At 58.4% G+C, this 20,125-nt stretch carries 19 protein-coding genes; 11 read left to right on the plus strand and 8 right to left on the minus strand.

Translation table 11 applies throughout. The features are described from left to right. Nucleotides 1-19: 19 nt before the first annotated feature. The 3 genes from K2Q04_RS03765 to K2Q04_RS03775 are packed head-to-tail and all read left to right on the plus strand — an operon-like array spanning nt 20 to nt 3,096. Nucleotides 20-184 carry a hypothetical protein gene (locus tag K2Q04_RS03765; RefSeq protein ID WP_291159425.1) on the plus strand — a complete coding sequence of 55 codons (165 nt, stop codon included), beginning with the start codon at nt 20-22 and terminating at the stop codon, nt 182-184. A gap of 2 nt (nt 185-186) precedes the next feature. Next, the gene (locus tag K2Q04_RS03770; RefSeq protein WP_291159428.1) at nt 187-1,215 is read left to right on the plus strand and encodes an AI-2E family transporter; all 1,029 of its coding nucleotides are present in this window, start codon (nt 187-189) and stop codon (nt 1,213-1,215) included. Between the two features lie 18 nt (nt 1,216-1,233). Then, nucleotides 1,234-3,096, plus strand: coding sequence for an acetyl-CoA hydrolase/transferase C-terminal domain-containing protein (locus tag K2Q04_RS03775; RefSeq protein WP_291159431.1), 1,863 nt, complete (start codon nt 1,234-1,236; stop codon nt 3,094-3,096). Between the two features lie 34 nt (nt 3,097-3,130). On the opposite strand, the gene K2Q04_RS03780 is transcribed toward K2Q04_RS03775, so the two are convergent. The 3 genes from K2Q04_RS03780 to K2Q04_RS03790 all read right to left on the minus strand — a co-directional run bounded on the left by K2Q04_RS03780 (nt 3,131) and on the right by K2Q04_RS03790 (nt 6,115). Beyond that, the gene (locus K2Q04_RS03780) at nt 3,131-4,441 is read right to left on the minus strand and encodes an acyltransferase (RefSeq protein ID WP_291159434.1); all 1,311 of its coding nucleotides are present in this window, start codon (nt 4,439-4,441) and stop codon (nt 3,131-3,133) included. Between the two features lie 341 nt (nt 4,442-4,782). Further along, entirely contained in the window at nt 4,783-5,283 is a 501-nt protein-coding gene (locus K2Q04_RS03785; RefSeq protein ID WP_291159437.1) for a GNAT family N-acetyltransferase, read from the minus strand. Between the two features lie 223 nt (nt 5,284-5,506). Then, nucleotides 5,507-6,115 (minus strand): VOC family protein, encoded by a 609-nt coding sequence (locus tag K2Q04_RS03790; protein ID WP_291159440.1) that lies wholly within the window; start codon nt 6,113-6,115, stop codon nt 5,507-5,509. A 164-nt stretch (nt 6,116-6,279) separates the two neighbouring features. On the opposite strand from K2Q04_RS03790, the gene K2Q04_RS03795 reads away from it, so the two are divergent. Both K2Q04_RS03795 and K2Q04_RS03800 read left to right on the plus strand, forming a co-directional pair. Next, complete coding sequence (locus K2Q04_RS03795) at nt 6,280-6,636, plus strand: copper resistance CopC family protein (RefSeq protein ID WP_291159443.1); 357 nt, start codon at nt 6,280-6,282, stop codon at nt 6,634-6,636. Nucleotides 6,637-6,923: 287 nt separating this feature from the next. Beyond that, nucleotides 6,924-8,030: a 3-oxoacyl-[acyl-carrier-protein] synthase III C-terminal domain-containing protein gene (locus tag K2Q04_RS03800; protein ID WP_291159446.1), complete on the plus strand. Its 1,107-nt coding sequence runs from the start codon at nt 6,924-6,926 to the stop codon at nt 8,028-8,030. Here the strand turns inward: K2Q04_RS03800 and K2Q04_RS03805 are convergent. After that, nucleotides 8,027-9,196, minus strand: a complete 1,170-nt coding sequence (locus K2Q04_RS03805) for an FAD-dependent monooxygenase (RefSeq protein WP_291159449.1) — start codon at nt 9,194-9,196, stop codon at nt 8,027-8,029. The two genes, K2Q04_RS03800 and K2Q04_RS03805, sit on opposite strands and share 4 nt — an antisense overlap. Continuing rightward, a complete protein-coding gene (locus K2Q04_RS03810) occupies nt 9,171-9,722 on the minus strand; it encodes an isoprenylcysteine carboxylmethyltransferase family protein (RefSeq protein WP_291159452.1) in 552 nt (183 codons plus the stop codon). Before K2Q04_RS03810 ends, K2Q04_RS03805 begins: the two co-directional genes overlap by 26 nt. 764 nt (nt 9,723-10,486) lie before the next feature. On the opposite strand from K2Q04_RS03810, the gene K2Q04_RS03815 reads away from it, so the two are divergent. Then, nucleotides 10,487-11,578, plus strand: coding sequence for a glycosyltransferase (locus tag K2Q04_RS03815; protein ID WP_291159454.1), 1,092 nt, complete (start codon nt 10,487-10,489; stop codon nt 11,576-11,578). Between the two features lie 68 nt (nt 11,579-11,646). Here K2Q04_RS03815 and K2Q04_RS03820 read toward each other — a convergent pair whose 3' ends face one another. From K2Q04_RS03820 to ada, 3 genes are all read right to left on the minus strand, one after another. Next, on the minus strand, nt 11,647-12,780 hold the full coding sequence (locus K2Q04_RS03820; protein ID WP_291159457.1) for an MFS transporter: 1,134 nt from the start codon (nt 12,778-12,780) through the stop codon (nt 11,647-11,649). Between the two features lie 329 nt (nt 12,781-13,109). Further along, nucleotides 13,110-13,547: a CBS domain-containing protein gene (locus K2Q04_RS03825; protein ID WP_291159459.1), complete on the minus strand. Its 438-nt coding sequence runs from the start codon at nt 13,545-13,547 to the stop codon at nt 13,110-13,112. 244 nt (nt 13,548-13,791) lie between these two features. Beyond that, entirely contained in the window at nt 13,792-14,871 is a 1,080-nt protein-coding gene (gene ada, locus K2Q04_RS03830; protein WP_291159764.1) for a bifunctional DNA-binding transcriptional regulator/O6-methylguanine-DNA methyltransferase Ada, read from the minus strand. A gap of 239 nt (nt 14,872-15,110) precedes the next feature. Here ada and K2Q04_RS03835 point away from each other — a divergent pair, with 239 nt between their 5' ends. The 5 genes from K2Q04_RS03835 (at nt 15,111) to K2Q04_RS03855 (ending at nt 20,004) form a co-directional block, all read left to right on the plus strand. Beyond that, nucleotides 15,111-17,099: an FUSC family protein gene (locus tag K2Q04_RS03835; protein ID WP_291159462.1), complete on the plus strand. Its 1,989-nt coding sequence runs from the start codon at nt 15,111-15,113 to the stop codon at nt 17,097-17,099. Then, nucleotides 17,096-17,314 carry a DUF1656 domain-containing protein gene (locus K2Q04_RS03840; protein ID WP_291159465.1) on the plus strand — a complete coding sequence of 73 codons (219 nt, stop codon included), beginning with the start codon at nt 17,096-17,098 and terminating at the stop codon, nt 17,312-17,314. Before K2Q04_RS03835 ends, K2Q04_RS03840 begins: the two co-directional genes overlap by 4 nt. A gap of 10 nt (nt 17,315-17,324) precedes the next feature. Continuing rightward, complete coding sequence (locus K2Q04_RS03845; RefSeq protein WP_291159468.1) at nt 17,325-18,341, plus strand: HlyD family secretion protein; 1,017 nt, start codon at nt 17,325-17,327, stop codon at nt 18,339-18,341. A gap of 358 nt (nt 18,342-18,699) precedes the next feature. Continuing rightward, nucleotides 18,700-19,200 carry a hypothetical protein gene (locus tag K2Q04_RS03850; protein WP_291159471.1) on the plus strand — a complete coding sequence of 167 codons (501 nt, stop codon included), beginning with the start codon at nt 18,700-18,702 and terminating at the stop codon, nt 19,198-19,200. A gap of 180 nt (nt 19,201-19,380) precedes the next feature. Beyond that, nucleotides 19,381-20,004 carry a Spy/CpxP family protein refolding chaperone gene (locus K2Q04_RS03855; protein ID WP_291159473.1) on the plus strand — a complete coding sequence of 208 codons (624 nt, stop codon included), beginning with the start codon at nt 19,381-19,383 and terminating at the stop codon, nt 20,002-20,004. Nucleotides 20,005-20,125: the final 121 nt, after the last annotated feature.

The raw sequence follows: 20,125 nt of genomic DNA on the forward strand, positions 1-20,125 counted from the left end.
ACCGGAGCAGAGGTCGCGGATGCATGTCGTTCGCTTCGCGGTAATGGTCGCGATTGTGCTCGCGGCGCTGGCCGCGGGTATCAGCCTTGGGATTGGCATGTATTATTATTTTTATCATGTGCCGGGGTTCGCCCGACCGCCGGCGTCGGAAACGACGTCGACAATCCGCCGTGCACTGGACTAGCGATGTCGCGAAGCCTGCAGCCGAAGACTAATGACCCAGGTCCATTCACCTCGCGCTTGTACCTGGCGGGATTCATAGGCGGGGCGGCGGCCATCATCTTTCTACTGTCGAAAGTCCTACTCGTAATATTTGCGTCGATCCTTTTTGCAATTGCGATTTGCAGCCTAGCCAAGCCGATCACCGCATTCGCCAAAATTCCTCATGCAGTGGCCGTTTTAATCGCGACACTGGTTGTCGGCATCGCAGTCGCCTGGCCGTTCATGACGTATGGATCGCGGCTCTGGGCGCAGTTCGACGAAATTGCGATGGACATACCGAAAGCCGTAAACTCAATAAAGACATCCCTCGAAGCGCACCCATCGATTCAATTTCTTGAACAGATCATGGGAGATATCGATCTCTCGAAAATAGCTGCACCAGCTGCGACGCACCTGACGTCGATCATATCGTCGGTCAGCACTGTAATCGCTTATTTGATTCTTCTGGCGTTCGGTGGAGTGTATCTCGCCCTCAGCCCTGATCTTTACGTTCAGGGTCTCCTGCGATTTACTCCCCTAAATTACAGAGACCGCGTGCAGATATTTATCGAGCGATGCGGCGCCTCGCTTCGGGTATGGCTGACTACGCAGCTTCTCGTCGTTCTGATCAATGGAGCTTTTGTGGGAATAGGGCTGTGGGCCTTCGGCATCCACGATGCTGCGGCGCTTGCAATGCTCGCCGGCCTTCTGTCCTTCATTCCCTATGTGGGGACGATCATCGCCATGATGATTGGGGGCCTGGCAACGCTTCCGCAAGGGACCACCTTCGCGCTTTATGCGCTCGTGGTTCTCGGTTTCACAAGCATTATCGAGGGATATTTCATTACACCCTACATTCAAAGCAAGACGCTTTCTCTTCCTCCCGTAGTTCTGATCTTCGCGATATTTGCTTTCACCATTCTGTTCGGCACGCTCGGAATTATCTTGGCGGCTCCACTGACCGTCGTGACGATTGTAGCGTTGGAAACCTTCTACAAACCCCGCTTGGTATAGCCGCAGGGAGAGAACATTGTGCCTGACGTCTTCCATGATGCAGATCGCTGCGCGGAAGCCATCGTAGACCGCATAGGTCATGAAATCAGGCTAGCGGTTCCAATCAGTATCGGTAAGCCACTCCTGCTCCTTGATGCACTCTATCGCCTGGCTGAGGCAGACCGGCGTGTGCAGCTTACGATCTTCACCGGTCTTACTCTGACGCGTCCACATCTTCGCTCCTCATTAGAGCGCCGTTTCGCCCAGCCGCTTCTCGACCGACTTTTTGACGATTGCCCGGAGCCGCTCTACGCGGCAGCCCAGCAGCAGGACCGGTTACCTCCCAACATCCGGATAAATGAATTCTTCTTGCTTGCAGGCGCGTCGCTGGCGAACAAGCGGACGCAACGCAGCTACATCTGTCTCAACTATTCTCACGTAGCTCGATACCTGGAGAGCGCAGAAACGAATGTGTTCGCCCAACTCGTCGCCCCCCATCGGAGCGCGCCGCGTGTGAGCCTGAGTTCCAACACTGACGTTACGTTGGATATCCTGCCGTACATTGCTCGTCGGCGGACAGAGAAGCCAACGATTTTCGCCGCTGAACTCAATACAAATCTCCCTTACATGCCTGGCGAGGCGGAGATCGAGCTGGCGGAATTCGACGCGGTTCTAGATCCTGAAAGCCACCACTACGGTCTGTTCGCCCCGCCTAAAGAACCGGTGTCCCTTGCCGACTTCGCCATGGCTCTGCATGCGGCGTGTCTGGTCAAGGACGGAGGTACACTTCAAATCGGGATCGGCTCGTTCTCGGATGCGCTCACGCATGCGCTCGTATTACGTCACACTAACAATGGTGTGTTCCGTGACCTTCTCAAGCGTCTCGGCTCCCCGCCTCCAGAAAGTGCCGAGCTTAACCCTTTCGCGGTTGGACTCTATGGCTGCACGGAGATGTTGGTCGATGGCTTTCTCGCCCTGAAGAACGCCCGGGTCTTGAAGCGCCGGGTCTCCACACTCGATGGCAAAACCGCATTGCTGCACGCGGCATTTTTTATCGGCAATCAAGCATTTTATCGCCATTTGCGAGAAATGCCCGCTGAAGAGCTGGCTGAGATTTCCATGACAGCCGTATCTTACACTAACACCCTCACGGGCGATGCAGAGCGCAAGCGCGCCGAACGCCGGCATGCGCGATTTATCAATACAGCATTGACTGCGACGCTCTTGGGTGCGGTCTCATCAGATGCTCTCGAGGACGGGCGGGTCGTAAGCGGTGTTGGAGGCCAGCACGATCTTGTCACCATGGCGCACGAACTCGCAGATGCTCGTGCCATTATCGGCGTCCGGAGCACACGCTATCAAGGACGCAAAGTCGGATCCAACATTACCTGGACCTACGCCAACACGACCATCCCGCGCGCCCTCCGAGACATCATCGTCACAGAGTACGGTATTGCCGACATCAAAGGTAAGTCGGACCGGGACACGATTGCCGCAATGATCAGTATTGCTGACAGCAGATTTCAGCACTCGCTCCGGAACGAAGCGCAACGCGCCGGCAAACTCGAGCCCTCATTTTCCCTGCCCAGCGATGCAATCGCGAATAGTCCCGAACGGCTGGAGGCGGCATTGGGGCCAGCGCGGCGCGAAGGGCTTTTGCCGATGTTTCCGCTGGGCAGCGATATGAGTACGGTGGAGCAGTCTCTCGTTACGCCCCTCCTTGCGCTCAAACGCGAGTCTCATCTCGAGTTGCTTCGCATTTTTCTGGCGGGATTGACCGGAGCGACAGTGACTTCGTCGGAAGCCGCGGCGCTTGAGCGCCTTGGCCTGGCGGCGCCGGCAGGTCTCGAGGAACGCGCATTGCGAGCGCTGGTGAAGGGGGCGTTGCGGCGGCATTCGTGACTGACGAATGGATACACGTCTTCGGCGAGGACCGTCAGTCTGTACGAGGAACGTCGGCTCTGCGTGCAACGAGGCCGATGCCCGTGAAAGCCAACAAGAGGCCCCATACGTTGAGCCCAAACCATCCATATCCCCCAACTCCGTGTGCCGCGAGCAGCACGAGGCCACCGGCTGTCGAGATTGCGCCGAGCACGTAATTCCAAGCGGGCAGTGGCGCGCCGTCACGCGTGCTCGCACGCTCAAACCTGCTGAACAGCAGGATAAGAGGAATGAGCGCGATGGCATTGGCCAGGACCCAAGGGATTCGCATCCACCACCACTCAGCGCTTCCCGGCTCCGCATGCAGGCCGATACCTCCAGCGAGATAAGCCGCAAGAACGACAAGCGTAGTGGCTGTCAGATGCCAGATGAAAAGCGTCATGATGCAGCTATTGATTGCCACGGTCGCCGTCCATGGAACGCGGCCGTCCAGCCAGCGCCGTGCTGGCCGCTGCGCGGCGAGTATCAGTCCGCCTTGCAATATTGCGAGCGCTATAAGCGTAGCCTTGGGCGGTGTCGTGTTGCTAACCGGATCGCCGGGGACGCCGATCATGGATACCGGGTACGGCCCGACGCGAACGAGAAAGATCAGCGCAGCAAGGCCGATTCCGGCACAGACCAGCATCGTTGCTGTGCCGGAGAGCCGCTCGTCGAGCCATGCGTATCCGAGCATAAAAATTGCGGCCCAGACGAACACGTAGTTGGCGAAGCCGATCCACCTCAAGCCGGAGCCGAAGTACGCGAGATCGATAGCGACTGCGGCAACGGTCAGTGCCCAGAAAGATCCCATACCAAATCGCGCCCACACCGCATCGATGACCGGCACGAGGAGAACCATTCCAATATATACCGCGAGAAACCAGATCGGAATGAATGCCACTTGCGAGCCATAACTGATGAGCTCCGGCCGCACACCGCGGGCGTACTCGATCGCGACGATCATCACCCAGGCAACGAGCAGGGGGATGAGCGGCCAAAGAAGACGACGCAGGCGGCCTTCAAGCCAGACGCTGTACGATTTGCCGTCGCGCCGTGCTGCGCGCCAGCTGATGGCATTTGCATATCCGCCGACCATGAAGAAGACAGGCATCACCTGTAGGACCCACGTGAGCCAGGCCGTCCAGGGAGCGACAGTCAAGATGTGAACGTTGACCAGCGTGTTACTTGCGTCGAAGTAGGGCGCGGCGGCCAACCAATGACCAACAACGACCACCAGCATCGATACCGCTCTCAGGAAGTCGACATAGCGGTTTCGAGACACGGGTGTCTGATCAGCAAGCGCGACAACGCGTGACCAGGCTGTCATGATCACTCTCCAAGTCATCGTTTGAACCGCCTGGGCAGAGTCGACGGATAGGCTTACTTCGATGTCTCAAGCAGTTCCGACGAAAGCGGCTCCTTATGAATGACGCTTGGAGGAAGGCAGCACGAAATGCGTGATTAAATGGATAACCGGATGGCTTCACGGCCATCAGTATTATCAGCGTCCTAGGAATAGAGGCTCCAATCCCACCCCCTCCGCCATTGGCCGCCGATCACCACATCATCACCAAGCGGCATAGCAAACCGCCGATTCCTCACTGTAGCCCGGTCGATCACGGCCCAGCGGTGCTGCGCCTTATCGCTAATATACAGCCGGATCTGCTGTCACTCCTGTTGGTGCAGACCGAACGCCGGATGATGAATCAGTTCGCCGCGCGGCTCGGCGCCGTCGAACGGTAACGCCTGAACCACCTCGGGAGGACAGCCAGCTACGCCTAGGCCGGGGAAAGTTCGGAAGCCGAACCGGCCATAGTAGGCGGGGTCGCCCACCAGCGCCGCGCCCCGGCTGGTCGTCCGCAGTCGGCGGAGAGCTTCGGCCATCAGGGCCGTGCCGATACCCTGGCGATGCCTTGACGGCAAAACGACAAGCGGGCCGATCAGACTCCAGCCGTCCTGGCGGTCGATCCGTGCTGCCGAGGCGGCCAGATAACCGATTATCTCGCCCTCCTCCTCGGCCACAAGCGAGAGGGCAAGTGCGCCATCTCTCCGCAGCTCCTCGACGATTCTCGCCTCGGTTCCGGTGGATTGCGCAAGCATCAGGAGGGCTTCAGTGACAAGTCGGCTAATTGCCGGGATGTCACCGATGGTTTCATTGCGGATCTGCATGTCGTGCCCCCTGACGTAGTTCTCAGTTTGGTCGTCCTCGGCCCGCCACTAGCAAATCTGCAGACCGTTCCCAAACATTATTCCGATCTCGGCTCGCGTTTTGCGCCACCCAAGCACACATGCTGCGCGCCGAACGCTGCGGTCAACAAACATCCTTCCTTCGGCCCCTCACGTCGCCGATGGTGTGCGCGGTCAACTCCGATGTTTTCATGTGTCTTGTTGTTTAGCCGTAAATGAAATCCGGCTTTCTTTGTCCAACTTCTATAATATAGCCATCAGGATCGCGAATGTAGCAGCGCGTCTCGCCGTACTTTTCCTTTGGCTCCGCAATAAACTCGGCTCCTCGGCTTTTCCAAAGTTCAAAGCATGCCTGAATATCCGCAACGCGGATATTCATAAAGCTGCTGACTGAATCGGGGTCGGCTGGGACGCTGAGCGTCACCGATGGTTTGTCGGGTGTCGGACCGCCACCGACGTTGACAAGGAGCCACGTGTTCGCGATCTGGATGTATCCCGGCGCGCCGCTGCTATCGCCTCTGCTCAGAATACGACCTCCGAAGACCGTTTCGTAAAATCGAGCCGATCGCTCGATGTCCGCGACCGTGAGAAAGCGCGCAACGGTAAACCCATCCTCCGGCGGCATCTGATAGCTTTGCTGCTCGACTTGTACCCGGTTCATATGCACCTCCATAAACGCTTGGAACTCTACGCTATGCAATGCTGCATCGTCGGCATAACAGGCAGACAGGTTATGGGCGGCGATACTGCGCAATACATTGTTCGAATATTTTCCGCGCCGCTGATGTACATCAGCAGCCAATAATTCTGGCATTTTTATAAAAGCCATCGATGCTAGTGACTTGTTCCGCACCTGTTATCGTCCAATAACGATACTCCATAAGCGCAGTTCCCAGCGTGTATAAAAGGCAAAGGACGCGTGCACGCGCAAACAGGCGTTTGTCCAAGAGAGCGTCCAATCAATGGAGCGAGAAGTCGATGGCAAATTCCAATAATGCGATCGCCATAGTTCTGCTGGTGCTGACTGCAGGAGGGTCCACTGCTGAGGCGCATGCGCTGCTGGATCACGCGAGCCCTGATGTCGGAAGCACGGTCAGCACTTCTCCAGATTCCGTAACCTTGTATTTCACTGATGCGCTCGATCCGAAATCCAGCGGGGCCGAAGTGCGAAATTCAAACGGAGATAAAGTCGACGGAGGTAGCAGCGCTTCCGGGAATACGTTGCATGCCAGCGTCAAAAATCTTTCGCCCGGATCTTACACAGTCAAGTGGCACGTGCTTTCGGCTGATACTCACAAATCCCAGGGCAGCTTCAGTTTCCGCGTCGGCCCATAATTGGCGATATCAACGACGTGGTTGACCCGCCGGTGCTTTAACGAGCGTTGCACTCACAGCGGGCAATCGAATGAAAATTGCAGATTTGCTCAATTCCGGTTCTATGACTTTTGACGGAGACTGCGCCGAAGACTTGAGCGAATTCGGCCGTATTCGGACGTCTTAGTCCACAGGTAAGCATGCTGGTAAAGCAGAATTGGCAGTGTACTGCATAGTGCCTTAAGATTGCTGTAGGCGAAAAGCGGCGTAGGCGGCACATCGCCCTTCTCGACCCATGGGAACGATCCATGACAGTGCTGCCGGTTGATCTCGCGAAGCACGCGCACAGGCCCGACCTTGGGCTGCCCGTTGAAATTCTCTCGATTGCTTCCGCCAATCCTCCCTACAAAATCAGTCAGAGGGATGCACTCGCAAACGCGGCAATGATCTATCCGCAGTTTGCAAGCCTGCACGGACTTTTCGCCAATACAGGCATCGATTATCGATACACGTGTCAGCCGACCGATTGGTATCAGCGACCGCATACCTGGGAAGAGCGTACCGAGGTCTTCCAAGAGCATGCGTTGAAATTGCTCGAGCAGGTCGCGCTGGACGCTACTGCTCGTGCGGGGTTGTCGCTCGGGGATATTGACGCCTTTGTCACCAATACGATCACCGGGCTCGCTATTCCGAGCCTCGACGCGCTCCTTATGGACCGCCTGCCTTTTTCGCCGAATGTCGAGCGGTTGCCGATTTTCGGTCTTGGCTGCGGCGGTGGCGTTGCGGGGCTCGCACGCGCGGCGCGCTTCGCTCAAGGGCGGCCGGGCCGGAATGTCCTCTTCATCACCGTTGATCTCTGCAGCCTTTGCGCGCGTCCTAACGACCCGAGCATGGCGATGTTCGTTGCGGCCGCCTTATTCGGCGACGGCGCTGCGGGCGTCGTGCTGAGGACATCTGCAAATAGTACGAGTGAAGGCGGCGATGGCGAAAAGCCTGTGGTGCTTACCTTTGGGGAGCACACCTGGCGAAACACGCGACATATCATGGGTTGGGATGTCAAAGGCGACGGCTTCGGCGTGGTGCTCAGCCCGGAACTTCCGACATTGATGCGTAACAATCTCGGTCAGGTGGTGAAGGAATTCGTCGGCAGGCGCGGCATGTCGGTGCGCGATTTCAAGGGATTTCTTTTTCATCCGGGCGGACGCAAGGTACTCGAGACCGCGGAAGATGTTCTCGGTATCGACAGGGCGCTGCTGGCGCATTCGTGGGATGTGCTGCGCGACTTCGGGAACATGTCGTCGGCGACCGCGCTGTTCATCCTCGAGAGAGCTATGGCCTCCGGAGACAAAGGACGGCATCTGTTAGCGGCGTTTGGGCCCGGTTTTTCAGCCTATTTCGTCGTGCTCGATCTCTAGTTCCGCGCATCAGGCGATGCGGTCAAGCCGTCGAGGCCGCGCAGCCGTGTTCCGGAGACGAGCATCGTCACCATGCCGGGGAAGAGGCGCGCGCCGGCAATTCCGACGCGGCGAAGCAGTGCTCCGGCAATAACCCGATCGAGGGCTGCCGCGCGGGTAAACTGCGGTTTGAAGTTCGCGAGCATGCGGGCCTGGAAGTCAGGCGCGCTCTCGCATTTCAGTACAGCCTGAGCGGCTGCAATCCCCGATGCCAAAGCGAGCGCTGTGCCATCCCCTGCGAATGACGGGATGACCGCCAACTGGTCGCCGACCGGATAGATCGCCGGCGAAATCGTTGCCGATCGCATGAAACCATAGGGGAGTCCGGCGACGGCAAGCGGCTTTTCCCATACAGGCGTCGCACCGCTTATGAAGTCGGCGAACATGCGCGACTGCATCGCGACATAGGCTGATTGAGCTGCCCAACTTGTTCCAATGAAACGCAGAACATCCGAATTGATATTCCACGCAATCGAAAGCGTTTGATCATCGACCATGCATAAGCCGAGATAGCCGCCCGCGAACGCGATCAAATGAACTATCCCGATCAACGCGGCGCGCGCCGCTTGTGTGGGGCGCACGTGAATTTTGAAGCCGACCATCGGTCCATCGGGCCGTGGAAGACCGCGAATGTTGTGCTTGCCGCTCGCTAACGCCGCCGCGCGGCATTCGAAAGTCGCACGTGCCGTCCGAACGCGCACGCAGTCGCCGCTATGCTCGATGCCCTCGACTGATGTCGCGCGAAAAATTTTTGCGCCGGCGTGTTCTGCCGCCTTCGCGACCGCTTCATCGAGAAGGAAACGCGAAACGGCGACCGCCTTGAAGGGAAGGCGGGCGTGCGCCTGCTTCGAGCCGTTCGCAAGACATAGGGTATCGATCGAGCTGCCGCCGAGGGCATGAACGTCGATGCCCACATAGCTCAGCAGAGCCTGCGCCCCATCGCTCAAGAATTCGCCGCAGACCTTGTGATGTGGACCGCCCATGCGTTCGAAGATCATCACACTCGCGCCGTGACGCGCGAGTTCGAGCGCGAAAGCGGAGCCTGCAAGGCCGCCGCCGACGGCTATGGCGTCGGCCGTCGCGTTGCCGAGCGGCGCTTCGTCAGGTGAGGGGTCGCTGTTTGTCAAGGTTTTGCTCGGAAAGCGCGCGTCTGGCCGAAAGTGCTTCGTCTTCGAGTTCGATCTTGTAGGCGAGAACGGCAGTCCACACCGCGCACATGATAATCCCGAGCGCCAATGCGCCGAAGACGGCCGGCAATAGAAACGTCTCGGCAATCGTGACCGCATAATTGGGATGGCGGAAATATCGATAGGGCCCACTCTGGGCGATAGGCGCGCCCTTGAGCGTAAGAATGCGGTGCGTCCAGAAACGCCCGAGCGAGGCAATGACCCAATAGCGCACGCCTTGCAGCAGGATATAGGCGGCCGCCAAAATGGAGGATACCGGTGCGTTAGCAGGTATCAGGAAAAAGAGACTAGCGATCCATGCCAGATGCGTCGTGGCGACGACAGGGTAATACGAACGGCCGGCTTCTTCGGCACCCGCCGCGATCAATTCCTGGGTATTGCGCGCCGAGTACAGCTCCTCGGCTCCTCTTTGACAGAGTATGAGTATTGCAACTATCTGCGGCAGACCGATGCTGTCTGAAATCATGGGCTAACCGCTCGTACTCGTAAATGACTCCAACCCTTTTACAAATGAATGGCCGCAATTCCTATTGAAAGACTTTCGATTGGTTGATTGATCCGTGATCGAACCGTTCGATTTGTGCAGCGTTGTGACGTCATTTGAGATTATGGGCCAGAGTGGCGCAATGATCAGCGGTGTTGTGCTCGCCGGGTGCACCAATCGGGTCTCAATACTGGTTGCCAATTCAATGGGAACATCCACGCCCGGTTGCCATCAAGCGGAGTCGATCTGCAGCTTAATGAGCGTGGCCGCGAAAGTGCTGTTGACGAAACGACGATTGGCTTGGTGGTGAGCCGCGAGAACATAGACGCGTGCGGATCTTTACGATAGGACGGTTGCATTGATAGTGCGCGTACATGCTTCGCGATTTTGAATATTTCATCATCGATTTTTTCATAGACATCAGAGCGGGCGATTTGCGCGTTCTGTGCACCTGAAAAATATACTGTCTTGATATTGGCTCGTGCGGAGACGCATCGGTGCGAAATTTATTCGTAAGACCGGAGGCGCGTGCCTCATCACAAAGTATCGTTGAGCGCGCTGTTGCGCGCGCAACATGGGCGATCCCTTGAAAACTCGATGATCCCTCCGCAGCCGATTGCCGGCTGTCGATCTCAGTTGCGTAACTGAAGTTCTCCTTAGTCCAAGTGCGTCACGCCGTTTGGCGGATTTTTCGACCATGCGACATCGCATGTCTTCAAAAGCCATGACGATTTGGGGATGGGACAATGCCAAAAATCGATGTGATTATGCCGGTAAGAAACGGCGAAAAATATATTGCTCGCGCCATTTCCAGCTTGGTTCCAGATGCGGAGTTCATCAACAAGCTCATCGTCATCAACGACGGATCGAACGATCGAACCGCGTCCATACTCTCCGATTTGCGTTGGAACGGACGGCTCCAGATCATTCACCAGCCGCCGCTCGGGATCGTAAGAGCGCTCAATGGCGGATTGAATGCCGCTGAGACGGCGCTTGTCGCGCGGATGGATGCCGACGATGTTTCGCTTCCCGGCCGATTGAAGGCGCAAATCGCTTATCTCGAGCGCTCGCCAAAGGTGGCAGCGGTCGGCTCGCAAGTGCTGTTGATCGACGCAGACGGTTTTCCGACCGGGGATACGTCCGCCTTTCCTCTGGCCAGTCGAGAGGTGCGGAGACAGCTCTATGAGCACGGCCGTTGTGTGGTCTCTCATCCCTCGGTCGTCATGAGGAAGGAAGCCGTGCTCGCTTGCGGCGCCTACCGCGCGCCATTCGAGCATGCCGAGGATTTCGATCTCTGGCTGAGATTGTCGGAACAGCATCCCATCGAGAATCTTGGGGACGTGTTCGTGCACCACCGCGTGCATCCGAAGGCAGTGTCGGAGCAGTTTCGATCCCGCCAATCGTTCTCTCGCGATCTTGCTCTTTACGCTGCTCGGGAGAGAGCGCGCTCGGGCACAGACCCATGTGACGGACTTTCAGGAATTCCCAATTTTGAAGAACTCATGGCGCGTTCAAGCGAACACGGCAGGATCGTGCAGGACCTCGGGACCGCGTACCACGCTATAGATGCGATATTCGAGAAGCGCCGCGCATCGATGACAGTCGCTGCGGCGCGTGCCATTTCCGCGCTTGCGAAAGAGCGGTATCTCGGCCAAAGCCGGCGCAACCGGTACGCACTATTGAGGAAGGCCGCTTGGACGTCGCTTAAGGATTTCCACTTTCGAACGGCATTCGAGACGTATTCCGCGTTCGTGCAATGCCGCGTGGCCGATAGCAAATTCGTCCGGCGGATGCTCGAGAGCTCGCGCGCCGGAGAGGCACGGCCACGCCGCGCGTGACGATCGGCAAGTGCCATGCCAGTGTCGACGCACAGGCGCGCGGCTCTTTGAAGTGCGGCGCCAGTCGATCAGACCCGTAGCCAACGGCCGCCGACGGCGACGCCGATAACGAGGATCGCGACTGCGGCAAATGCCATGGGCAGGCCGATGACTTGTGCGACGAAGCCGATGGCCGCAGGGCCCGTAAGGATGCCGAAGTAACCGATCATGGTCACGGCCGGCACGGCGATGTGCTCGGGCATCGTCGTCTGCTGTCCGATCGCCGTGAAAAAGATCGGAACGACATTCGCGCTGCCGATGCCGACAAGACCAAAGCCGAGGATCGTTCCCCACGCGTAGGGCACGAGTGTTACGATTAGCAGGCCGATAGCGGCGCAAAGCGGACCTGCAAGCAGTACAACTCTACGTCCGATCCGTTCGACGACGGCGTCACCCGTCAATCGGCCAATGGTCATCGCAAGGGCAAAAGCGGCATAAGCTGCGCCGCCCATCGATGGATCGACGTTCCGGTTGTCGGTCATGAAGACCGCGCTCCAGTCCAGGACAGCGCCCTCGGCCAGAAACATGACAAAGCAAAGAAGCGCGATGAGGAGCACGACGCCATGTGGTATCGCGAAGGCAGAGCCGTCACCTTCGGCGCCGTAGGGCAGAAGGTATGGCGCTGCTGCAGCCATCGCTGCGACTGCGACGACTACAACGATGATTGCGGCCATGAACGGTGTGGCCCCCGAAGAAAGAACCAGAGTCATCACGCCGACGCCCGCCAGGCCCCCCACGCTAAACAGGCCGTGGAAGCCGGACATCATCGCACGGCCACTTTCCCGCTCGACGATGATCGCTTGGATGTTCATCACGCAATCGAGCGTTCCTTCGCCCGAGCCGAAAATAAAAAGCATGACGACGAGCAAGGGAACGGATGACGTTAGTGCGAGAACCGGCAGCGAGACTACGATGCAAAGCGCGCCCAACAGGATCACCGGCCGGCAGCCGTATCGCTTCGACAAGATACCGGCTAGCGGCATTGCGATGACGGAACCGGCGCCGAGGCACAATAGAAGAAGGCCTAAGGCTGCATCGCTCAGTTCGCTCCGATCCTTCACATAAGGCACGAGCGGCGCCCAGGCGGCGAGGGTGAATCCGGAGACGAAGAATGCAGCTCGTGTCGAAAATTGTTCTTTTCTGCCGGGTGCGGATGCGGACATTACTGCCGTCTTGCCTTGTTTCGCCGCCACTCGGGGTGCCGGATGAGGTATCTGAGAATCGCTCAGCCCTTTTAGGGGAACCTCATTTCTTTTTCCTTGCGGCGGGTTATCCCGGGGGGAGTGCGTTCCGCCCAAGGTCGGTGCCTCTTGATGTCGAGGTGAGGGGACATCGTTGTGGGATGCGGGCTCGTCACGGCGCCTGACCCAAGGCGCATGCCCGCAAAGGGAAGATCCGAGTTCGTCACTCAGGCTGGCACAAACAACTCTCTATCAAAGGTACAAGACAGAGAGCGGGCAGACGTTCAACGGGATACGACTTAACGAGTCGCTCAGCGGCTTATCACCATTGCGATATCCCGAAGCACGCGCGTCTCGAGCATCACTTCGTCGAGGCGGTATTTCAAGATGTCGCCGATGCTTATGATGCCGACGATGCGCGCACCGTCTTTCACGGGGATGTGCCTGATCCGGCGCTCCGTCATCATTCGGGCCGTGTCCGATATGGCATCGTCCGGCGCGCAGGTCACGACGCCTTGGGTCATGATATCGGATACGCGCAATGTGCAGACGTTTTCACCGTGGATAGCAACGCCACGGGAAATATCTCGTTCGGAAATGATGCCGTCGAGGGTGCTGCCGCCCGAACTCACGACCAGAGCGCCCACGTTTTCCTGGACGAGCCGGCGTGCGACGTTGCGGACGGTATCGGTGGGGCGCACCGTCAACACTTCGGTCCCCTTCACCTCCAAAATGTCTGCGATAAGCATGGCGCGCCTCCGGGTTTGCACTGGTGTCAATATCGACACCGCAGAGACCTGAAAGCACTAGTGGGACCTCATCGCGGGTGAAGGTCAAGAGTTTGCGACGCTCGAATCCGACAACTTATTTGTGATGGGAAACGCCGAGGCAACCGGATCGTCGGTATGCGATCCGATCGCGTTAGGAGATGGCGGCAACATACTTTCGATTTTCGGCAAGAATTAATAATATGGTGCGGATGCGCCGGCCGGCTCAGCGCTTTGCTTCCTTCTCGATCAGCCAGCGCTTCCGTTCGCCCCCCCAACGGTACCCGGACAGCGAGCCGTCATTTCGAACGACGCGGTGGCAGGGAATGGCTACCGCGAGTTTGTTGGCTGCGCACGCTGCCGCAACGGCGCGTACCGCTTTCGGCATGCCAATGCGATCGGCGATTTCGGAGTAAGTCGCCGTTGTTCCAGCGGGTATTTCGCGGAGCGCTTGCCAGACTCGATGTTGAAAGGCCGTTCCGCGCACGTCGAGCGGAAGGCCGAGGCCTGTGCCGGGGGCTTCGACGAGGCCAATGACTTTAGCCATGACGTCCTCGTATGCGCGATCGCCGCCAATCAGCGTGGCTTTGGAAAAACGGTCTTGGAGATTGTGAATCAGCGTCTCGGGATCGTCTCCGAGGAGAATTGCTGCAATGCCTTTGTCGCTGCTGGCGACGAGAATTGTGCCTAACGAGCACTCGCCGACGGCAAAGCGCATTTCAGCATTTGTGCCGCCGGAGCGGAAGTCAGTCGGTGTCATGCCCAGAACATCGTTGGAGTTGGCGTAGAATCGGCTGCTGGAGTTGAAGCCGGCCTCGTGAATCGCTTCGGTTACTGAATTTGTTTTCGAAAGCGTGGTGCGCAGCCGCTGCTGACGACAGGCGACGGCGTAGGCCTTGGGTGTAATCCCCGTGATCGCTTTGAATACGCGATGAAAATGGTATGTGCTCAGTTCGACTGCGGCCGCTAGTTGGCCGAGGTTCGGCGGCTCTTCGGCTGCCTCGATCATCCGGCAGGCTTCGGCGACCTTGGCCGCGATGCGATCGTACGGCGACGTTTCGTTGGGCTTGCAGCGCTTGCACGCACGAAATCCGGCGGCCTCCGCTTCGCGGCATGTTTTGTGAAATGCCACGTTTTCACGTCGCGCCAAGCGTGCCGGGCACGACGGCCGGCAATACACGCCGGTGCTTGCAACGGAATAGTAGATCTTGCCGTCGAACGCGCGATTCCGGGCTTTGACGGCGTTCCAGAAAATGTCGTCGGCGGCCGAGTGCGTTGCAGCCGGCTTTGCGAGCACGCGAACCATGGTTTTCGCTTTTCCTGTGTTCATGGTTTCGCAAGATAGACGCGGCATTCGGTGGCCGCACTCCGCTCCTTGCTCTCAAATTAGGAAAGTGGAGCGGCAATGCGAATGTTACCGATATGAGCGATTTGATGCAAACCTGCGAGGCCGTCGCGCAAAGCACCGTCTCTTAACAACTGAGGGCTGAAATTACCCCCGGTTGCCGCTCGTGCGGTCCATGCGGCTGGATGTCGAAGGACGCCATGACAGCCTCTGTCGGCGAGGAAAGATCTGGAAGCGGCTTTACGCACGTCGTTGCCACCGCACGGCCGCCGTTGTTTTTCGGTTTGCGATTGGCGACGGCGGTGTGCCTAGCGCTCTTTGCAGCATTCTATCTCCAGCTCGATACGCCTTACTGGGCCGGAACGTCGGCGGCGATCGTTTGCCAGCCGGTCGTCGGGGCGTCGCTGTTCAAGGGCGTGTTCCGGCTAGTAGGAACGCTCGTCGGTGCGGTTGCTGCAGTCGTACTTACAGCTGTCTTTCCGCAGGACCGCTTCGGATTTCTGTTCGGAATGCTCGTCTGGGCCGCGGCATGCTCTTTCGTTTCGACGTTGTTGAAGAACTTTGCATCATATGGGGCGTTGCTGGCGGGTTATACGCTCATCATTATCGCCAACAATTCCATTCCGGATCCCGACCATATCTTCTTCATTGCCATCAATCGCACGTCAGAAATCAGCATAGGGATCGTCAGCGGAACTCTGGTGATAGCGCTGACAGATATCGGCGACTCGCCTCAGCGATTGCAGATGCTGTTGTCGCAGCTCATCGAAGAGATTGCTCAGCATTTCGAGGGCATACTCGCCGATCCGTGGAACGCCACGGCTCCTGAGACGAGGCGCATTCTGGTAAAGCGCATATCGGCTCTCGTCCCGGTCGTTGATCAGGCGGCAGGCGAGTCGGCGGAAATCATGCAGAGGAGAGCTATACTCCGTGTCGCGCTGGATGGTCTCTATACAGCAATTTCCGGCGCGCGCGTCGTGGAGACGCATCTGCGTGCGCTTTCTCAGGCCGAGGCGCATCGCGTCGTGGCGGCGATTTCGGACATGCTTCCTCCCGATTGGAGCCGCGGGCTGGCGCGCGATCGTAATGCCGAGGCGGCTCTGGTCCGCAAGTTCATGGCTGTCAAGACTAACGATGCCTCATTGCGGCTTGCCGCAGACGCGAGTGCGGAAGTTGCGTCGGGTCTCGAATCTGCAGCTAACGGGCTCGCACTATTATGCGATCCGGCGCATGCGCGGGATATTTTCCGCATTCCGAGCATCGTCGTAGCCGACTATCTTCCCGCTCTCGTCAATGCCGTGCGCGTCTTCATCGGCGTCGGAGCGGTGGTGATCTTTTGGATCATCTCCCAATGGCCGGACGGGCTTTTCGCCGTGACGTTCGCAGCGGTGACGATCATGCTGTTCGCGCCAGTATTGGATGGGTCCGCCAAAGCCGCGTTGGGACTGGTCATCGGCACGCTGTTCACGGCGGTGTTCGCCGGCGTACTCAAGTTCACGGCTCTGATCAATCACGAGACGTTTCTGGCATTCAGTCTCATCTTATCAATCGCGCTCATACCGTTTGGGGCGTTATCTGCCTTGCCGTCCTTCGCGCCTTACTTCATCGCTGCAACGATCAATTTCGTGCCGCTCGTTGCGCCAACGAACGTGATGGTTTTCGATCCGCAGGTTTATCTGAATACGGCTTTCAGCCTGCTAGCCGGCTGCGCGGCGGGAGCCGTTACCCTGATGCTCATACCTCAGCCGTCTCCAAATACCCGGGCGCAGCGTCTGGTCGACCTATCCATTCGCGACCTTCGGCGTCTCGCTGCGGGACGACGACCTTGGACGCTCATGCAGTGGCAGGGACGCATGTACTCGCGGTTGGCGGCGCTACCTCCAGACTGCGAGCCGGTTCAGCGATCGCGGTTGGCGGCCACACTGACGGTCGGCGTGCAGGTCATTCGATTGCGGCACTTGGCAATGGATCGCCGGACCGCCGCGGAAGTATCGGACATTCTCGCCGCATTAGCCGCCGGAAATTTACCGAGGCTTCAGTATGGATTGGCAGAGCTTGACAAGGAGATCGCGTCGATCCCGGATGAACAATCCGGCATGCGCGGGAGAATGCGTGCGCGGGCGATGCTGCTCGCCATATCGGAGGCCGTAGAGCGCCAGGGCGATTATTTCGGAAGCCAGCCGTCATGAGATTTGTCGAGATCAACATCGAGGGCGTTCTTATCTCGCCGTTTGTGCCACTGATGGTGCTGGCCTTCGCGATTACGATGGGATTGCGCGTCATCGCGGTGGAGTTCGGATGGATGCGACACGTTTGGCATCCGGCTCTCTTGGAGTTTTCGGTATTTCTCATCGTTCTGACGGCCACCGTCCTGATCTTTGGAAACCTTAGAATCTATAACTAGGTTCGGCATCATGCCGGAGATCGCATCAACCACTCGGAAGTTGCCACCGACCAAGCCAGCCGGCCGTGAGACGACAGCTGTCTATGATCCGCCGTCGATCAAGAGGCGGCTTCGGGTGCTGCCGATACTTGCGACGCTCTCCATCGCTGCGGTCGCCGCGGGGGCCGTGTGGATCTTGTGGCAGAATTATATGGGGAAGCCGTGGACGCGCGACGGGACGGTGCGTGCCTACGTCGTGATGCTGGCACCGGAGGTTTCGGGCAAGGTGATCGAACTCCCCATCAAGGACAATCAACTCGTCCATAAGGGCGATTTGCTGATGAAGATCGATCCACGCGACTACCATGTTGCGGTGGACCTGGCCAAGGCGGCCATCAAGCAGGCCGAGGCGGATCTAGCAAACAAGAACGCGCAGCAAGCGCGACGGAATGCTCTGACCGATCTGGCGACTTCGGTAGAAGAGAAGCAAACGTATACGTCGTCAGCGCAGATGGCCGAAGCCGCGCTGGCGCAGCACAATGCACAACTTACACAGGCGAACATCAACCTCGAGCGCACCGAGCTCAGATCGCCCGTGAACGGATGGATTACGAATCTTCTGACGCGGCAAGGCGATTATGCGACGGCGGGGCAGCAGGTCATGTCCATCGTCGACGCGGATTCGTTCTGGCTCGACGGCTATTTCGAAGAGACAGCGGTCAATCAAATCCGCGACGGCGATACAGCGAAGATCTGGCTGCTCGGCTATGACAACGTCTTATACGGACGCGTCGATAGCGTTGCCCGTGGTATCGTGGTGTCCAACGCGACGCCAGGTAACAGCGGGCTCGCGAACGTCAATCCGATCTTCACCTGGGTGAGACTGGCGCAACGTGTTCCCGTGCGAATTCATTTCGACAAGATCCCGAAAGATCTGCGCCTCGTCATCGGCATGACGGCAACGATCGAGATCGAACCAAAAGAGAAACCCGGCACTCACCGCGTACAGCACCCGTTGTTCGACATTCGGTTATTTATTTCAAAATAGAAGGAACTGCGGTCGGTCCCTGCCGTTGTCCGGCAAACTCCGAGGACGGTTCCATGTCGCCATTTTCGCAAAGCATCGCCCAGAAACTGAGAATTGCTTCGAGCAAGGAATTGGCGGAGCGATATGCACGACGCCAACAGCGCGCGAGAGAGGTCCAGGACCGATGGGGGAGGACGGTCACCGTTGTGAATTTTCAACGGCGCCCCAGGTCGAACGGTCTTCTCGATGAATAGAGGGGCTTACGGCTCTCCTTAAGTCGTCGCCTTCATGATCCCGCGCCCAGGTCAGAGAGTAAGCCTTTGTTTACTCCGCTACGGCACAGTTGTTCGAAATCTGTTCAGATTTGGAGTCATCTGTGATGCGTAGCTCGCGGTCGTGGGGCCCTGCCGCCCTGGCTATCCTTCTCGCCATGCCGCTAACCGGGGCTCTCGCCGAAGACGCCGAAATGGAAAGTGCGTCGGCTGAAGGTTCGCAGCTTGCACCGGCCGGGCCGGCCGCCGATCCGCAAAATACCGCGAACAATCTCAACACGGTCCCCGAGGATGGGATGGGTTCGCCAAACCGCGCGGGGCCGGAAAATGCTTTCATACGCCAGCTGATCGCGTCGCGCCCGAATGAGGATCTGGTGATCTGCGTGGCCGGATGCTTCTCCGACCGCGATCGCGTGGTCTATGCGCAACCTGCCGATAAGCCCGTTCGCATCCCGGTCGCTTCGCAGTCATCGGTATCCGGGCCGATGCAAAATCCTGGTCAGAAGATCGACCGGTCGGCGAAGCCCGGCAAGGCTGCTGCGGCAGACAGCCGGATGATGCCGTCGCAGGATCCGCATGCGGCCGCCGTCATCAACCGCGCGGACTGAAGCCCGACTGACTGAAGCCAGCCGAATTTCCCTCGATTTGTTCATTTTGTTCAGCTTGGTCAGCTGAACAATTGCGATGATGTAATCCGCGGGGCGCCGACGGATCACGAAGACGTCTCCGTTGTTATTCCCGATGGCCGGCAGCATTTTTTGCCTATCCCCGGCCGAAGGAGAACGCTCATGAAGAATTTATCGCGCGGCACGTGGATCGCGCTTGCGGCTGTCGTCGCAGTTCCCGCAACGGTGGCCATTGCAAAGCCTGACATCGCCGGTTGGCGGCAGATGACGCCCGACACCCGTGCCCGGCTCCAGGAGGGCAGAATAGCGATGGTGAAAGCCGCGCTTCAGCTCACGCCCGATCAGGAGAAGCTCTGGGCTCCGGTCGAAACTCAGGTTCGCGACGCGTTCAAGGCTCACGAAGCCCGGATGGAAGAGTGGAAGAAGAAGCGCGAAGAGCGCAAGGCCGAGGAAGAGAAGGGTGGCGAGCAAAAACGTCCCGATCTTGCCGACCGCTTCCAGAAGATGAGCCAGAGAATGACGGAACGCGCCGACCGCATGAAGGCGTTCACGACCGCGTTCTCACCGTTCTACGCTTCGCTTTCAGATGAACAGAAGGATGCGCTGCGTCCGCTGCTGAAACAACTCATGCCCGGTGGTCATCACGGCCACAGGTTTGCCGACGGATGGGGGCCTGGCGGCCGTCACCACGGCGGCTGGTCCGACCACGGCGGCAAAGGCGGTCCGCAGATGCATGACGACGATGACCAGGATCATGGAGCCCCTCCGTCCGACAAGAAGGGCTGAGGCTCAGCTCGACTAGCGACCCTACTCCGTTTCCCAACTTGGCCGGGCACAAATAAGCCCGGCCTTTTTTATGGGCCGGGCTTTTTGGTTTGGCCTTGGCGACTCTCCTCCGGAGAGCCGG

Source organism: Hyphomicrobium sp., from assembly GCF_019753045.1.
Taxonomy (GTDB): domain Bacteria; phylum Pseudomonadota; class Alphaproteobacteria; order Rhizobiales; family Hyphomicrobiaceae; genus Hyphomicrobium_B.

Coding starts and splice junctions, on each gene's coding strand:
- K2Q04_RS03765 (WP_291159425.1), top strand. CDS start 20: ATGCATGTCGTTCGCTTCGCGGTAATGGTCGCGATTGTGCTCGCGGCG.
- K2Q04_RS03770 (WP_291159428.1), top strand. CDS start 187: ATGTCGCGAAGCCTGCAGCCGAAGACTAATGACCCAGGTCCATTCACC.
- K2Q04_RS03780 (WP_291159434.1), bottom strand. CDS start 4,441: ATGACAGCCTGGTCACGCGTTGTCGCGCTTGCTGATCAGACACCCGTG.
- K2Q04_RS03785 (WP_291159437.1), bottom strand. CDS start 5,283: ATGCAGATCCGCAATGAAACCATCGGTGACATCCCGGCAATTAGCCGA.
- K2Q04_RS03790 (WP_291159440.1), bottom strand. CDS start 6,115: ATGCCAGAATTATTGGCTGCTGATGTACATCAGCGGCGCGGAAAATAT.
- K2Q04_RS03795 (WP_291159443.1), top strand. CDS start 6,280: ATGGCAAATTCCAATAATGCGATCGCCATAGTTCTGCTGGTGCTGACT.
- K2Q04_RS03800 (WP_291159446.1), top strand. CDS start 6,924: ATGACAGTGCTGCCGGTTGATCTCGCGAAGCACGCGCACAGGCCCGAC.
- K2Q04_RS03810 (WP_291159452.1), bottom strand. CDS start 9,722: ATGATTTCAGACAGCATCGGTCTGCCGCAGATAGTTGCAATACTCATA.
- K2Q04_RS03815 (WP_291159454.1), top strand. CDS start 10,487: ATGCCAAAAATCGATGTGATTATGCCGGTAAGAAACGGCGAAAAATAT.
- K2Q04_RS03820 (WP_291159457.1), bottom strand. CDS start 12,780: ATGTCCGCATCCGCACCCGGCAGAAAAGAACAATTTTCGACACGAGCT.
- K2Q04_RS03825 (WP_291159459.1), bottom strand. CDS start 13,547: ATGCTTATCGCAGACATTTTGGAGGTGAAGGGGACCGAAGTGTTGACG.
- ada (WP_291159764.1), bottom strand. CDS start 14,871: ATGGTTCGCGTGCTCGCAAAGCCGGCTGCAACGCACTCGGCCGCCGAC.
- K2Q04_RS03835 (WP_291159462.1), top strand. CDS start 15,111: ATGACAGCCTCTGTCGGCGAGGAAAGATCTGGAAGCGGCTTTACGCAC.
- K2Q04_RS03840 (WP_291159465.1), top strand. CDS start 17,096: ATGAGATTTGTCGAGATCAACATCGAGGGCGTTCTTATCTCGCCGTTT.
- K2Q04_RS03845 (WP_291159468.1), top strand. CDS start 17,325: ATGCCGGAGATCGCATCAACCACTCGGAAGTTGCCACCGACCAAGCCA.
- K2Q04_RS03850 (WP_291159471.1), top strand. CDS start 18,700: ATGCGTAGCTCGCGGTCGTGGGGCCCTGCCGCCCTGGCTATCCTTCTC.
- K2Q04_RS03855 (WP_291159473.1), top strand. CDS start 19,381: ATGAAGAATTTATCGCGCGGCACGTGGATCGCGCTTGCGGCTGTCGTC.